Origin of the sequence: Paenibacillus sp. MZ03-122A, assembly GCF_024213325.1 — a bacterium.
In the GTDB taxonomy this organism is placed as follows: domain Bacteria; phylum Bacillota; class Bacilli; order Paenibacillales; family Paenibacillaceae; genus Paenibacillus; species Paenibacillus polymyxa_B.
The window spans coordinates 132163-146454 of record NZ_JANAVI010000009.1 but is presented as its reverse complement, the minus strand read 5'-3'; the positions used below and the strand labels follow the sequence as shown (position 1 = coordinate 146454).

The 14292-nt window shown below is 48.8% G+C and carries 12 protein-coding genes and 1 riboswitch; of the genes, 2 read left to right on the top strand and 10 right to left on the bottom strand.

Annotation, left to right across the window (positions count from 1 at the left end):
- Nucleotides 1-185 precede the first annotated feature (185 nt).
- The 9 genes from NLX74_RS19000 to NLX74_RS18960 form a co-directional block, all read right to left on the bottom strand.
- The gene (locus NLX74_RS19000) at nucleotides 186-857 is read right to left on the bottom strand and encodes a methionine ABC transporter permease (RefSeq protein ID WP_013308947.1); all 672 of its coding nucleotides are present in this window, start codon (nucleotides 855-857) and stop codon (nucleotides 186-188) included.
- Nucleotides 850-1575: a methionine ABC transporter ATP-binding protein gene (locus tag NLX74_RS18995; protein ID WP_254329645.1), complete on the bottom strand. Its 726-nt coding sequence runs from the start codon at nucleotides 1573-1575 to the stop codon at nucleotides 850-852. Before NLX74_RS18995 ends, NLX74_RS19000 begins: the two co-directional genes overlap by 8 nt.
- Before the next feature lie 139 nt (nucleotides 1576-1714).
- Nucleotides 1715-2506, bottom strand: coding sequence for an energy-coupling factor transporter transmembrane component T family protein (locus NLX74_RS18990; RefSeq protein ID WP_254329644.1), 792 nt, complete (start codon nucleotides 2504-2506; stop codon nucleotides 1715-1717).
- Nucleotides 2481-3932: an ABC transporter ATP-binding protein gene (locus tag NLX74_RS18985; RefSeq protein WP_254329643.1), complete on the bottom strand. Its 1452-nt coding sequence runs from the start codon at nucleotides 3930-3932 to the stop codon at nucleotides 2481-2483. Before NLX74_RS18985 ends, NLX74_RS18990 begins: the two co-directional genes overlap by 26 nt.
- Complete coding sequence (locus NLX74_RS18980) at nucleotides 3932-4528, bottom strand: ECF transporter S component (RefSeq protein WP_061830613.1); 597 nt, start codon at nucleotides 4526-4528, stop codon at nucleotides 3932-3934. The genes NLX74_RS18985 and NLX74_RS18980 overlap by 1 nt, the downstream gene beginning before the upstream one ends.
- Before the next feature lie 249 nt (nucleotides 4529-4777).
- Nucleotides 4778-4887, bottom strand: a riboswitch (TPP riboswitch).
- A gap of 44 nt (nucleotides 4888-4931) precedes the next feature.
- Nucleotides 4932-5729: a TatD family hydrolase gene (locus NLX74_RS18975; protein WP_250259307.1), complete on the bottom strand. Its 798-nt coding sequence runs from the start codon at nucleotides 5727-5729 to the stop codon at nucleotides 4932-4934.
- Nucleotides 5730-5749: 20 nt separating this feature from the next.
- Nucleotides 5750-8359 (bottom strand): polynucleotide kinase-phosphatase, encoded by a 2610-nt coding sequence (locus NLX74_RS18970; RefSeq protein WP_254329642.1) that lies wholly within the window; start codon nucleotides 8357-8359, stop codon nucleotides 5750-5752.
- Nucleotides 8356-9810, bottom strand: a complete 1455-nt coding sequence (locus NLX74_RS18965) for a 3' terminal RNA ribose 2'-O-methyltransferase Hen1 (protein WP_235307389.1) — start codon at nucleotides 9808-9810, stop codon at nucleotides 8356-8358. The genes NLX74_RS18970 and NLX74_RS18965 overlap by 4 nt, the downstream gene beginning before the upstream one ends.
- 21 nt (nucleotides 9811-9831) lie before the next feature.
- Entirely contained in the window at nucleotides 9832-10650 is an 819-nt protein-coding gene (locus NLX74_RS18960) for a nucleotidyltransferase domain-containing protein (RefSeq protein WP_254329641.1), read from the bottom strand.
- A gap of 316 nt (nucleotides 10651-10966) precedes the next feature.
- On the opposite strand from NLX74_RS18960, the gene NLX74_RS18955 reads away from it, so the two are divergent.
- Together NLX74_RS18955 and NLX74_RS18950 are read left to right on the top strand one after the other, a co-directional pair.
- Nucleotides 10967-12292 (top strand): helix-turn-helix transcriptional regulator, encoded by a 1326-nt coding sequence (locus tag NLX74_RS18955; protein WP_254329640.1) that lies wholly within the window; start codon nucleotides 10967-10969, stop codon nucleotides 12290-12292.
- On the top strand, nucleotides 12267-13067 hold the full coding sequence (locus tag NLX74_RS18950) for a WYL domain-containing protein (RefSeq protein WP_254329639.1): 801 nt from the start codon (nucleotides 12267-12269) through the stop codon (nucleotides 13065-13067). Before NLX74_RS18955 ends, NLX74_RS18950 begins: the two co-directional genes overlap by 26 nt.
- A 158-nt stretch (nucleotides 13068-13225) precedes the next feature.
- Here NLX74_RS18950 and NLX74_RS18945 read toward each other — a convergent pair whose 3' ends face one another.
- Nucleotides 13226-14203, bottom strand: coding sequence for an aldo/keto reductase (locus tag NLX74_RS18945; protein WP_254329638.1), 978 nt, complete (start codon nucleotides 14201-14203; stop codon nucleotides 13226-13228).
- Between the last annotated feature and the right edge of the window lie 89 nt (nucleotides 14204-14292).

The window sequence follows — 14292 nt, the reverse complement described above, 5'->3', positions numbered from 1 at the left end:
TACGATCGCTGTTGAAATAGGATTCTCTCTAATTTATGACACAATTTATAGGTTAGAATCCCATTTCAAAGGCGAACGCTGACGCTTCTTCAGATTCAAATTCTTCGCTCCGCTTTTGAGGTACTGTAAAGTCATTCTTATTTCCCATAGTGGGTGGTGCAAGTGTATTACCATACAACCTATCATCACCGCTTGTCGATCCGGCGGGATATGGTGCTTCCGGTGAACTGGATTGTTTGTACGAAAATAATCATGACGACGATGGTGAACGCCATCAAGCCTGTTTCAAAACGCTGGTAACCGTAGCGGATGGCAAAATCGCCTACCCCGCCGCCGCCCACAATGCCCATCACCGTGGAGTAGGAGATGAAGCTAATGGTGGACGTGGTCAAACCCAGTACAAGCCCGGAACGAGCCTCCACGTACAGAAATTTAAAAATAAGCTGGAGGGTGGATGCCCCCATAGAAGTAGCGGCTTCAATTACACCCTTGGGCACCTCGAGCAATGATTGCTCCACCAGCCTCGAATAATAGGCGATGGCCACCACTGACAAGGGAACCGTTGCAGCCATCGTGCCCAGCGCCGTCCCTACGACCAGACGTGTAAATGGAATCATAAACACGACGAGCAGCAAAAACGGGAATGAGCGGATAACATTGACCACACTGTTCAATAGGGTGAACAACAGTCGATTTTCATATTTTTGCCCTTTACCACACAAATACAAAATCGTTCCTGCCGGAAGCCCTAACAGTACAGCTGCTGCAATAGAAATCCCCACCATGATAAACGTCTCTCCGATGGCTTTCCATATCTCAGACTGATATTGCGCAATGATGCTCAGCATTTCATTCATCAGCTTCACCTGCTCCCGCTGTTGAACCTACCGCAGTGTCAGCTACACGCTGCGTTGAAAGTAGCTGCCCATCTCGCATTTCTGATACACGGGTACAAATATTGCGTACTACATCCATATCGTGCGTTACGATTACAATGGTAACTCCCAGTTCACGGTTGATCTCCCGTAACACGCCCAAAATATCGGCGGTCGTCTGCGGATCAAGCGCCGAGGTCGGCTCATCACACAGCAGCACCGCAGGTCGATTCGCCAGCGCTCTGGCTATCGCCACGCGTTGCTTTTGGCCTCCGCTCAGTTGTGCCGGATACTGTTCTACTTTATCAGCTAAACCGACGAATTGCAGGCATTCGCGCACACGTTCCGCTCTCTCTTTTTTCGCGACACCTGCCAGCTCTAACGGCATTGCCACATTTCCACTGACCGTCCGATTGTGAACAAGATGATAATGCTGAAAAATCATCCCTATGGATCGCCGCGCTTCTCGGAGACGTTTTTCCGGCATGCGAGTCAGATCTTCCCCGTTTACAACCACGTTTCCCTCATCCGGCCTTTCCAATACATTCATCAACCGGAGCAACGTAGACTTACCGGCACCGCTGGCACCTATGATACCGTGAATTTCCCCCTCCTCCACTTGAAGGGACACGGATTGAACCGCATGAAATTGGCCGCTTGAGGTGGTATAATGCTTGCTTACCTGATGCAGCGTAATCATGAAACTTGGCCTCCTGATGATCCATTTCTGCGGGAAAATGTAATAAGCCCGCCAGCCCGGGCGGGTCTGTACGAGCCGTCAATTCCCATTGCATTAATATACCACAGAGCAGAAAACGGGCAAAGCATTTTGACAACAATTAACGTACATCCCATACCCCTACATAAGGAAAGCGGATACCGAGTCCCCAAGCCAGCGTAAGCATCACCACAAAATAGAAAATAAACAAAATATCTACAGCCGAATAGCCAATCGCATAATAATACGTGCGCTTGGTTTCATTAGCAAAACCCTTAGCTTCCATAGCAATAGCAATGCGCTGCGCACGCCGGATACTTTGAGCGAGCAGCGGAATCGCATATCTGCGGAGTGTGGCATACATATTCCATTTGGACACATGCTGATGTAAGCCTCGAATGCGATGAGCTTGTCTCAATGCCTGGAATTCCTCCACCATCATGGGCATCAACCGCATAGCTGCCAAGAAGCTGTACGCATACTTCGGAGGGAGCCTCCATTGCTGCATCAGTGAATAAAAAAGGTCCACCGGACGAGTCGTTAAACCAAACAGCAACCCTACCGCAGCCATACTCAGCGCACGAAAGCCCAGATGCATGCCTCGGTAAAAGCTTTCCTGCGTCACATGGATCAAGCCCCATGTCCACCAGGTCGTCCCCCCTTTGCCGAACATCATCATGCCCGTTGAAGTTGAAAGAAACACCAATATAAAGGGAGATCCGTACAGCAGCAGCCTCTTCCATGGATGGCCTGACCAGACAAGCAGCAACAGCATAGAACACGCAACATTAAACATGACATTCGGATCATGAATGACTATAACGACCACAAACAGTATGGAAAACATCACGAGCTTTAAGCCCGGATTCACGCGATGCAGCCATGTTTTATGATGGGGAAAGGACAGGTTCATACTGTAGTTCCCCTTTCTGAATCCGCCATATATCGGTACAATATCGACGGACAATTTCCGGGTCATGTGTGACCATCACAATGGCCGTGCCTGCCGCTCTCAACTGCTCCAACATATCCAGCATGACAAAGGTATTACGCGCATCCTGACCAAAAGTCGGCTCATCCAGCAGCAGCACTTCCGGCTCACGGATCATGGCCGTAGCAATACTCAACCGCCTTTTTTGGCCTAACGAAAGCTGATACGGATGACGCTCGTCCAGCCGCTCCAATCCGAACTGTACGAGCATCCGATCCACCCGCTCCCGGCACTGTTCAGCACTAAACAAGCTCTTGGGTAACGAATACTCTAGTTCCTTTCGTACGGTATGCGCTACGAATTGCAGCTCGGGATTTTGAAATGCAAACCCGATACGCTCTGCCAGTTGTTCCGTACTGCCTGCCTCAATCCCACACACGCTATAACGTCCCTGTGTGCGAAGTAAACGCATCATGGAGAGCAGCAGCGAGCTTTTGCCAGCCCCGTTTTCACCGACCACGCCAATCCAGTCGCCAGGCTTCACCTGCGCATGTTCCACATAAATCACTGGACTTAAACCGCGGAGGCCGCTAAAATGTTCCAGCTCCAGCAAATCAGTCCCCGCACCACTCTGTTGTGTCACTGATTCACTCCAACGTGGCGAAGACGATTCATTCCATACTCCCGGGTACCACACCCCGTACTCAGACAATGCCTGCCGATGCACACGAAATACTTCTTCTGCCCTTCCATCCGCAATGATCTCCCCTTGAGCAGAAAGCACCACAATCCGATCCACATCATGGACGATTTCATTAATTTTATGCTCTACGATCACCAGTGTCTGGTCTACCGAAATATTGCGAATGGTATCCCACACCTGTGTAGTGCCTTCCTCGTCCAACAAAGCCGTCGGCTCATCCAGAAAAAGCACTTCTGGCTCCATAGCCAGCACAGACGCAATCGCCAAACGCTGCTTCATTCCCTGTGACATGTTGCCAATGGGCATGTGTATATCATCCGTCGATAGACCCACCTGTATCAGCCGCTCGCGAATACGGGATTGCATCTGTTCCCGGGGAATCTGATTATTTTCCAACACAAAAGCCAGTTCCTCGTCTGCATATGACATACAGAACTGCGTATCAGGATCTTGAAATACAATACCTGAGACACTTGGGATTACAGCAGCATCGCATTTCATGGGCACTTCTATCGTGCGTGGAATCAGACCGCTTAACACTTGGAGCAGCGTTGATTTACCGCATCCACTCGGTCCCAGTAGCAGCAGCTTTTCCCCCTTGTGGACAGACAAAGACATATTGTGAAAAAGCAGCTCTTGCTCACCGGGAAATTTCAACCGTAGACGGGTGATCGAAGCCACCACATCTTCGGTTGCCCGGCTCATCAATCCAGCCCCTTATAATCTTGTTCCGTTGCAGGTCTCAAACTTCGTGTAACTCCGGTTACCTCCAATGCCTTAGCCAGATAGAACGCGAATACCCCGGCAATCACAATACTGCCAATCATCCGAAATCCAATATACAAAACATAGTTCCAGGTCGATAGCTGATCAATATACCCGTAACTGAAGTCTAAAATCAGAGAAGTGACAGCCGCCCCAGCCGCAGCTAGCGAAGCAACCCACAGGTTTGCGTTCCGATATAGAAAAGCCGCAAAAAACAGCTCCGCTCCCAGGCCTTGCAGTAGGCCATAGTACAAGGTGGACATGCCCCATTCGCTTCCCAAAAAAGCGCTGACCGTTGCCGCTGCCACCTCTGCCAAAATCGCAACACCCGGCTTGCGAATGATGAGATAAGCAAACGTGCCTGCCATAAACCACATGCCATACATCAGTTGCTCAGCGTGTAGACCAAATGGTTTCATCAAGTCATAGGCAGGTCCCCATATTTTGTAGACCAACCCGAACACAACAGATATCACAATCGTGACCAAAATATCAGTCAGCTTCAACCCTTTGGACGCTCTTACAGCAGTATTCATTATTGCGTGCTCCCCTTTTTCCTTATAATTGGCCTCTTGGCCATAAAAAAAGCTTGTCTGGAGCTGAATCTCCAGGCAAGCTTTATGCGCAGTAAAAGGTGAAGCACCATACAAAACATCATTCGTCGATATGCCTTATATAACCAGTAGTCTAAGCTACTACACTGATACCAAGCCAAAGCCAGGGTCAAGGTAAAATGTTAGGACATACATTGAATCTATCGACAACCGCAAAACAAGCGGCATTCCTGTATAGTGTTCTTGGTTTCTCTACGCTGGCATTACCCAGATCAGATTTCACGGTCAGTGGCAAGGGCCACCCTCTCAGCCTGACTTTCTCAAGCTCCCGACAATGCTTTTTTAATTCACTATAATATATACCACATCTATGGCTTTGACAATCCTATAATCCGAAGAAACGTTTGGCTGTCTCCGTCGTCGCGATTTCGATCTCCATCATGCTTCGACCTGTACATTCGGCAACCGTAGCAGCAATATGAGCGAGATACACGGGCTCATTACGCCCTTCTTTGGGCTTCACGGGCAAATTACGCGGGGTCAAAAATGGAGCATCCGTTTCAATCATCAGACGGTCCAAGGGAATATCTCTGACCAGTTCACGCAGATGTTTGCCACGCCGTTCGTCGCAAATCCAGCCGGTGATCCCGATATACAGTCCCATTTCTACATACGTATGCAATTCCTGTTCAGTGCCAGTAAAACAATGCACTACCGCTTTATCCACAAGCCCTTGATACTCCCGAAGCATAGCGACAAGGTCCTCATGTGCATCTCGTTCATGCAGAAATAACGGCATATTCAGCTCACCCGCCAGTTGGATTTGCTCGCCAAACCATCGACGCTGCACATCACGTGGCGAAAAATCACGGTTATAGTCCAATCCGCATTCCCCTATGGATACAACCTGCGGCTGACCCGCCAACTGGCGGAGCTGCTGAATCGTGTCTGCGTTGCAGTCTTTGGCATCATGGGGATGCACGCCAGCTGTCGCATACAGCTTGCCCGGATAACGTGCTGCATACTGAGAAGCCTCCCGACTGCTGCGGACACTGGTCCCGGTAATAATCAGCGGTGAAATCCCTACAGCCGCGGCTCTCTCCACCACCTGTTCCCGATCTGCATGAAACGAACGGTGCATCAAGTTCACACCAATATCAATTAACGGTGTACCCCTTTCCATCTCAATCCCTCCTTCGCAAACTACAATCTCGGATCAATCGGCTCCGATTCCAGAGATAGCGCGGCAAGGACGCATTCATGAATACGATCTACCGTATCCTTGCGGACAAAACGTTCCACGCCTTCCACACCAAGCGCTCCTTCCATCAGGGCATGACGCTCCTTTTTGTTCGTTCGACGCTGCTTCAGACGCTTTAAATTCTCAGGGGCAAGATAATCCATACCGTAAATGATGTGCAAATATTTCCGGCCTCTCACCTTGATTGCAGGCTGAATCATCTTGTCCCGATTTTTCATCAAAAATCGTTCCGGTTTGATCACAATCCCCTCATGACCATCCTCTGTCATCTCGTTCCACCAGCGAATGACCTCTTCCTCGCTTGCTTCGTCCGTAATCACGCGATACTCTGTCTCCATAAACAGGGAAGACAGCCCAGCCAGCTCCCGGTTTTGCTCCATATGCCAAATATGAGAATAGTCGAAAAAAGTCTTTCCGCTGTGTGCCAGCGTATGGAACGGTGCGATACGAATTTCATCCAGACCGTCCACATCCCAGCAATATTTTTGAAAAGCCTCTTGAAAGGTTACAGCATTCGCGTACTTCTGTTCCATTTCCTCCAACCAGTCTCCAACCTCTCGACCTGCAACCTTCGCCTGCTTCAGCTTGTCTACCAGCTTACTGCGATCCAGCAGAGCTGCTTCCCCCACATGGGCATACTGTGCAGCAATCAGTTCCCGAGCCTTGAGATTCCACGGTACAATTTCCGCATCCAGCAACACAAAATCCGTCTGGTTCCGTTCAAAATATCCAGCCGTCTGTAGATCCACATTCAGCTTTTCCAGCACTTGCTTCCCAAGGCTTTGTTCAAAGAAAGCTCTCCCGCTCCGACTGTAGATCGTTCCCAATGTCGGGTAGCCTACATATTGAACAGCAGCCTGTTCGTTTTTGAATAATAGCAAAATAGCCCGGCTACCCATATGTTTTTTCTCGGCAACCATCGTTTGTACTCCTTGTCCACGATAATAAGCCAGCGCCTCACGTGGATGCTCCAGATATCCTGCCTCTGCAGACACCGCTGGAGCAGGACTCATCGTCGGTGGAATATACACCAGCTCCTCCATGGGTACAGTCACATGTGACACGGTATCTATAGCGGATTTGATCCATTCTCCTTGTACGCGCACTTCGCCATACGATTCCGTCAGCACACTGTAACCAGCGATGAGCTTGCGTAAATTCGGCGGGGAAAACCGTTTTCTCTGCCACCGGACAAGTGGGCTATCGGGATCATTCGCATAGTTCTCATGTGCCGGAACGCTGACAAATTCCTTTTCTGGATAACGATAAGCGGTCAGCATACCGCCAAATACCACACCCTGATCAATATTCACCGTCTGGTTCACAAGGGTAGGCTGCGGTCTCGGATCATGTCCCCATACTACTATTTCTCCCGATTCATGGTCTACGAACCAATCCTTGCGGATCGGTTTTCCGTTAGCATCCTGCCCTTCCGTATCTCCATAGCGGCAATAATCGGAAATACGTGCCGACTGTTTGCCAATAAAATGATCCTTAATCCCGGCATGAGCTACGACCACATGTCGCAATCCATTTCTGCCAAAAATAAGATGAGAAGGTGCATGTAGCAGAAAATCTCTCAACTCACTTCTAAGCTGTTCCGCCGCTGCCTTGCCCGCTTTTTGTTCATACTGGGCCAGTTCCTCTGCAAATCGTTCATCCCCATGACTGAGAGTCACCTTTCTTCCATCGAGATAACGGCCGATTTTCCAGCCATGATTACTGTCAATCATATACGCTAGTCCGGCATCCACGTGCTTTTTCCAGAACTGCACCGCTTGTAACGATTCTGGGCCACGGCTCATTACGTCCCCGACAGATACCAGTCTTCTGCCATCTGGATGATGGTATAGTCCTTCCGTATCTTCCGTATATCCTAGCTGCTCTATCACTTCCAGCATCTCACGGTAGCACCCATGGATATCACCAATGATGTCAATACCTGAGCCAATCTCATGAAACAGTGGCTGCGCACGGCGAACAAAATTCATTTCTTCTATATCCTCAAGGATATAGCAAGCGTTAAAGCCTTCCTCACCGATACCACGCAGGTTCCGCTTTAACAGCTGTGCCTGCTGCTTGACCCGTTGGCGACCACGCGGATGCTCCCTGCCTAAATCCCGTTCCAGCAGCACAGCTTCGGGTACATCCAGTACCCAGGCCATCACAGGAACATGCGCCTTGGCTGCCAGCTGAACATATTTTTGACGGTCCTCAGCATACAAATGGGTGGCATCCACAACCGTCAGTTTATTCAAGCGACAGCGCATAGCCAGAATCGTATCCATCGCCTCAAACGCCTTAGCTGACATTTGCTGATACTCATAGAACAGTACGTCCGATTCCAGCCTTGGAAGTCCACTCCAGTCTATAAATTCCGTATCTCCGACCAGCTTGCGAAAATGATCCGAGGATACCACTTCTGTCTCCAGTAGAATCCCTTCGCTCACCAGCCTGTCCAATAATGTAGTTTTGCCACTGTTGGAGGCCCCAACCAACACAACCAGTCCAGCATGCGGTAAATGAATCGTATGTTTGGATGAATTGCTCATGCTTCCTTCTGCTCCTTTCTGCGCGTAAATATAGCCATTTGGGTCGGTTGTCCAAAGCCTTCGACCTCTTCTCCGATCCCCTTCAGCGCTACCGAATAAGGAGCTTCCGCAATCCACTGCTCACATCGTTCCTGAAACTCGCTTCTACTCCATTCAAAACGGTGATCGCCATGCCGTAGCTCTTGCTGATTCATACGATACACTTCATTATATTCACGATTGGGAGTCGTCACGATCAGCACGCCCGGCTGATACTCCGTCACAATTGTCTTCATCACCCGGTTCAGACGATGCTCATCCACATGCTCAATGACCTCACATAGAATCATCACATCTTTGCCCCGCAATTGTTCGTCATAATAAAAGAGAGAGCCCATCATGGGTGTAGGGCTGATCGCGTCGGCATGCCTTTCCAGCTTGGCAAAACGCTCCATGGCTCTCACTTGTGCATACGCAGACGGCTCGACCGCCCAAATCTCTTCAATACCCGTCATTCGGGCCATCCGAGCCGATAGCTTCCCTTCCCCTGAACCAAAATCTACGATTTTCTGTCTTCGAGGCAGCTTGCGAATCACGTCCATAATGGCTTGATATCGCAGTTCATTCAGCCGTACAGTAGGCTGCTGCTTCCCTTCCTCCTGTGGCTGTTCTTGCTGTTGAACCTGTTCGTGCTTATCCTTTTGAGCTTGGACAGTATCCTTTTCAATGTGTTTTTTTGTACCTGTTGTTTCAGCAGAATCAGATTGCTCAAATTGCTCAATCAAATTGGTAAAACGAAGCGTGCGTCGAATGATCAGCTCGCGTAGTGGATGCTCTGGCAGCCAGCCTTCTCCGTAACGTCTCAGCTTGTCAAACTCTTCTTCACTAATATAGTAGTGCTTATAATTATCCAGCACCGGAATCAACAGCAATAACTGACGAAGCGCATACTGCACTGTCTGATGACCACTTAATGTGACATATCTGACGGTGCTTCGATTTTTCAGCTGAAAAGAATAGTCCGCTTCCCCTCGTTCTATAGCCACTTGATAACCCAGCGGAGCAAATAGTCCTTCCACCACAGAATCCGGCAAATCCGAAGCAATGGGCCCAAACGATAACTCCAGCGCAAAAGGGTGCGTCACCCATCCTACATAGTCTTCCTTGGGTTTGCCGTTCAGGGCCGTGCCAAGCGAGCCACGAATATAAGTGCAAAATAAGCTGCTGGTTACAAACTCCCGGTCATTAATATATTGTGTAATGTCATAGCTGTCTGGACTGTTTTTGACCAAATCTATCGAATCTGGCGAGGCCTGAATGACGATCTCAGCCTCTTCCTCGGTAAAAACGGTGTACACCATGCGTACACGTGCGCCTTTTTCTGTGCGATCATACGTATTGTAAGGATTCTTAGCAAGCAAATGCGAAATCATCCCTGCATGGGTTCCAGTTGCTTTTAGCGTGATGTGCATACTCGACTTCTCCTTCCCAGCTTATGCTTTCCATACTTCATTCACCGCAGCGCGGAACAAATCATCCAACTGCTGATCCCGTCCACTCTCCACATGCTGAAGCAAGGGCGCCTTTTGTTCAAAATAAGCAATTTGCTGCTGGATAAAATCATTCACCACCGAAAGCTGTGGCTCCATATCCAGTTCCTCGCCCGCTTTTTTACGTTGCAGCAAATGCCCGATCACCTGATAAAGTTCTGTATCTGACGGAATTAATTCCTCTAGCAAGTCTCCAAATTCAATCAGAGGCATGCTGTTGTAACGTTCAATCCAGCCACAGGCCAAAAGTGGGCGTAGTACATAAAAGTACTTTTTAATTTTCACCTGTTCTCCTTGCAAATAATCCCGATAGTTTCCTCGCGCCATATTCAGATAATGGTACATACAGGACTTCGGAGAGAAGGTTAACGGCGATATCGCACGAATCTGGGCAGCCACTGAATACTGCTCCAGATAGGGAATCGGAGATTGCAGCCATTCCAGCAAAGGCGGATTGGATTTACGAAACAAATGGAGTGCCTTTTTCAAATCCCAGCCGTTCATATCCAGCAAATTGCTGATTGGCCGCTCAATCACATCCCGCTTATCAAAAATAGACAAATACCATTCTATGGGTCTTACATAGATAAATCGTATATCATAGTCACTGTCCTGTGAAGGAAACCCCCATGCCCGACTGCCTGATTCACAGGCGTATATAATACGTATTTGCTCCTCCTGCTCCAACGCGCGCAGCTCACGCAAAATCGTTTCGCGCATTTCTGGTTGAATGAAACCCTGCCCATGCTTCACATCTGTCATGTTGTTCCCTCCCTTATCATTAAAGTATTTCCCGAATCTGTTCTCTAATCGACTCATCCGTTTCACCTATTAATAAGCGGCGAAGACGCATAGCCGTTTCCTCTCCCGTCCAAACATGTTGCATCACCCTTCTGTTATGTATTGCTTCTTATTTCATCGTGCTATGTTATATTCCTATGATGCTTTATTTTGGATGTCGTGAACATGGTGAAAGTATTACAAAGATGAATAAATTCCCTTTTTCCTGCATCCCTTCCCTGTTAGAATAAAGGGATACTTGCTTTCGGAGAACGGCAACAGAAACGGGGAATGCATCATGGCGAGAGAGAGTTTTGATAAAGAAATTCAATTCCTGCGCATGCTCACACTGACCAGCGGCGCTTATAATCGGCAGCAATTTGCAGACAGACTGGGCATTTCAGTGCATACCTTTGATAAAACAATCCGGCGTCTCAAGGAAATCGTCCAATCCGTACAACAGCAGTTGCCTGAGGACCAGGGACATGATTTTAATGGGATGCTGCGCTTTAATTATTACGAATCCGCTGATCCATTACTACTATTCCTGTTTCGGGCCAAATCGCTCAAGGAATCAGAAAGCGTCCGCTTATCTCTTCTGCTGACAGCGCTACAGTCACAGCCTCTGACCACTATGGAATTGCTGGATGCTTGCTGCAACGGGCTGCCTTCCGACAGTTCGCTGCCAGATGAAAAAACGATTCGTTCCGATCTGAAATATCTGGTCGAAGTGGGCGTGGTTCGCAAGGAGCCCGGCGGCAGACCTTACCGCTATGCTGTCCGCAACGATCTGGTGACAGGACTGACGGACGAGGAATTACTGGACTTATATGATTTTGTAGACATTATGGCCAACACCCAGCTTCCCTCTGTTCAGGGATATCTGTTGCGAGATCATCTAAAAAAAGCTATGCGCCGTCAAGCCGGAGATCGGGATATGATTGAACCTTTTTTATATAAATACCACTATTATTCACGCATTCTGGACGAAGCCCATATTCATCCGCTTCTGCATGCCATTCGGCAACGTCGCTGTGTAACTTTTTTATATTTTTCGACATCCAAACGAAGCATGTACGGGTCACAGAACACAAACCCGCTGTTTGAAAAAGAGACGGAGGGCCGTGAACATACCATTCTGCCCCTGCAAGTCATCTATGATCATCAATATGGACGTTGGTATGTTCTTGGTCATGTAGGCGGTAAAGGAATCATGAAGTTTCGTATGGAGGGCATGACTCAATTGGTGGAGGGCAAGCCTGTACCAGAGCAGTTTCATGCCGATCTGCTAGCGGTGTTGGAAGAAAAAATGCGGTACAGCTGGCTTGTTGATACCGGTCGTCCTGTGAAGGTACGGGTACGTTTTTTTAATCCTGAGGGCGCGAAGCGCAACTTTATTCGGGAACGTGTGCTGTCACAGGGACAGTGGGGTATGATTGCGGAGGAAGAAAGTGAATCCTTTATCTATGAAATCACAGTGAATGGAATCACCGAGATTAAGCCGTGGATTCGTAGCTTTGGATCAAGCTGTGAGGTATTGGAGCCCCAGCAGCTGCGTAAGGAATTCAGACAGGAATGGAAGGAGCTGCAAGCCTATTATGAGCCTGTTCGAGAAAATATTTAACTATCAGATCGTCTCTCGGCTGGATGAATCGGGCGCTTTTGCTACCACATCGCAGGAAAGAGTCTGGCTCCAATCTATGCTGACAGACTCGGCAGCAATAGAGGCCTTCACCCCGTCTACGCTTGACAAGCTTCGGCAGATGCTCGCAGACGACGAGCCGCTGGAGGCCGATGGAAGTTTGCGGGAAAAAGCAGGTATCCCTGCTGTCTCGGTATATCATCCACTCCTGCGTGAATTGCGTCCCATTCTGCGGTCCCGTTCAGGCATCTGTATGACCTACAAACTGCGCAACGGACGCATGCATGAGCGAATGTCCGGTTTTCCATATAAGCTGGAGTTCTCCATGGTCAAAAAAGAATGGAGCCTGCTGTGGTATAACCGCAGACACCGTGCGCTCATGTCTACCAAGCTGTCTAATATCGTGAGCATCACGGAAGATGAGCTTCTACCCGAAGAGACCGAAAAATTCACCCAACGTATACTCGGCATACTGGAGTCGCGCAAAGAGCAGGGCATCATCGAAATTATTCCCATATACAACGGTGAAATGTCTCGTATTTTATATGCTTTTTCCTGCTTTGAAAAAGAGGTCGAATATGTTCAGGAAGCAGATACCTATCGTATTACGCTCACCTTCCAGGCAGACGAATGTGAATATGTGCTATCCAAAATCCGTTTCCTTGGCAAACGTGTCAAGGTCGTCCAAGGCTCCCGGCTGATTTCACGAATGAAGGAAACAACGTCCAAGGCCCTTGCACGCTACGAAGAGGAATAGCTAATGAGGCAATATGAGATGTATCCATGTAAATAGGCCCTCCCTCCGTCTGTTAATGAGACGAAGGGAGGGCCTTATTAAACTACAGTTCGTATAAACGAGGTCATACACTTACATCCACATACGCCTGCTGTAACAAACGGGTCCGAAGTACGAGTTTATGGCAAGGCTTGTCCGCGCGCACTGACATACAATTCATACCATTCCTCACGGGTCATCAGCTCGCTCTGGCGTTCCGCATCCTGACATGCCTTGATTCGTTCAGGATTGGCGCTGCCAATGACAGGCTGAATCCGTGCCGGATGTTTCATAAGCCAGCCAAGGACGATCGCTTCACGTGTCGTTTCCTTTTCAGAAGCTAGCTTCTGCACCCGTTCTGCCGTCTTAACGACATGCTCAGGCTGCCCTTCCAAAGGACCTCCGCTAAAACGTCCCTGCGCCAGCGGTCCCCAGGCTTGGAGTTGAATATCCTCGGTTTGGCAATATTCCATCAAACCTTCGCCAAAATGTACATTTGTCCCTGCCTGCTGGTTCACATGTACTGTCTGATCTACAAAATGCAGATGGGCCAGGCTCATTTCCAGCTGATTAGCGATTAGCGGCTCCGGTAGGCTCCGTTCCAGAAACCGAATTTGGCTTACATTCATATTGGAAACGCCAAAATGCCGTACTTTGCCAGATGTCTTAAGCTCGCTGAACGCCTTCGCTACTTCTTCCGGCTCTACCAGCGGATCAGGGCGATGCAGCAGCAGGATGTCCAAATATTCGGTACCCAGACGCTTCAGGATACCATCCACGGACTCCATAATATGAGCATATGAGAAATCAAAGCGGCCCGGGAGCGTACCATCTGGCAGAAAAATGCCGCATTTGGACTGAATTACGATTTGTTCACGCAAGCCCGGCTGTCCCTTTAAAATCCGGCCGAAAATCTCTTCCGCTTTCCCCATACGATAGATATCCGCATGATCGAACATCGTAATCCCAATGGATTGTGCAGCTTCTACAGCTCTTTCCGCTTCAACGACATGCTCCTGCGTAAACGGTGCATGGCTCCATTCTCCACCAAAAGGCATACAACCGAGCGCCAGCCGACTATCGGAGATTCCACGTTTCTGTAAAGGCATAATCTTCATGCTGCTCCTCCTTCAACCCTCAAAATATTCTCTGCTTCATCCACATATGAATAGTTCGTGGAACCGCTATCACACACCTATTTTACCAC

What these genes read in the sequence shown, in the direction of transcription:
- NLX74_RS18985 (WP_254329643.1), bottom strand. Translation starts at nt 3,932, where the DNA reads ATGAGCCGGGCAACCGAAGATGTGGTGGCTTCGATCACCCGTCTACGG.
- NLX74_RS18955 (WP_254329640.1), top strand. Translation starts at nt 10,967, where the DNA reads ATGGCGAGAGAGAGTTTTGATAAAGAAATTCAATTCCTGCGCATGCTC.
- NLX74_RS18975 (WP_250259307.1), bottom strand. Translation starts at nt 5,729, where the DNA reads ATGGAAAGGGGTACACCGTTAATTGATATTGGTGTGAACTTGATGCAC.
- NLX74_RS18980 (WP_061830613.1), bottom strand. Translation starts at nt 4,528, where the DNA reads ATGAATACTGCTGTAAGAGCGTCCAAAGGGTTGAAGCTGACTGATATT.
- NLX74_RS18995 (WP_254329645.1), bottom strand. Translation starts at nt 1,575, where the DNA reads ATGATTACGCTGCATCAGGTAAGCAAGCATTATACCACCTCAAGCGGC.
- NLX74_RS18960 (WP_254329641.1), bottom strand. Translation starts at nt 10,650, where the DNA reads ATGACAGATGTGAAGCATGGGCAGGGTTTCATTCAACCAGAAATGCGC.
- NLX74_RS19000 (WP_013308947.1), bottom strand. Translation starts at nt 857, where the DNA reads ATGAATGAAATGCTGAGCATCATTGCGCAATATCAGTCTGAGATATGG.
- NLX74_RS18965 (WP_235307389.1), bottom strand. Translation starts at nt 9,810, where the DNA reads ATGCACATCACGCTAAAAGCAACTGGAACCCATGCAGGGATGATTTCG.
- NLX74_RS18950 (WP_254329639.1), top strand. Translation starts at nt 12,267, where the DNA reads ATGAGCCTGTTCGAGAAAATATTTAACTATCAGATCGTCTCTCGGCTG.
- NLX74_RS18970 (WP_254329642.1), bottom strand. Translation starts at nt 8,359, where the DNA reads ATGAGCAATTCATCCAAACATACGATTCATTTACCGCATGCTGGACTG.
- NLX74_RS18990 (WP_254329644.1), bottom strand. Translation starts at nt 2,506, where the DNA reads ATGAACCTGTCCTTTCCCCATCATAAAACATGGCTGCATCGCGTGAAT.
- NLX74_RS18945 (WP_254329638.1), bottom strand. Translation starts at nt 14,203, where the DNA reads ATGAAGATTATGCCTTTACAGAAACGTGGAATCTCCGATAGTCGGCTG.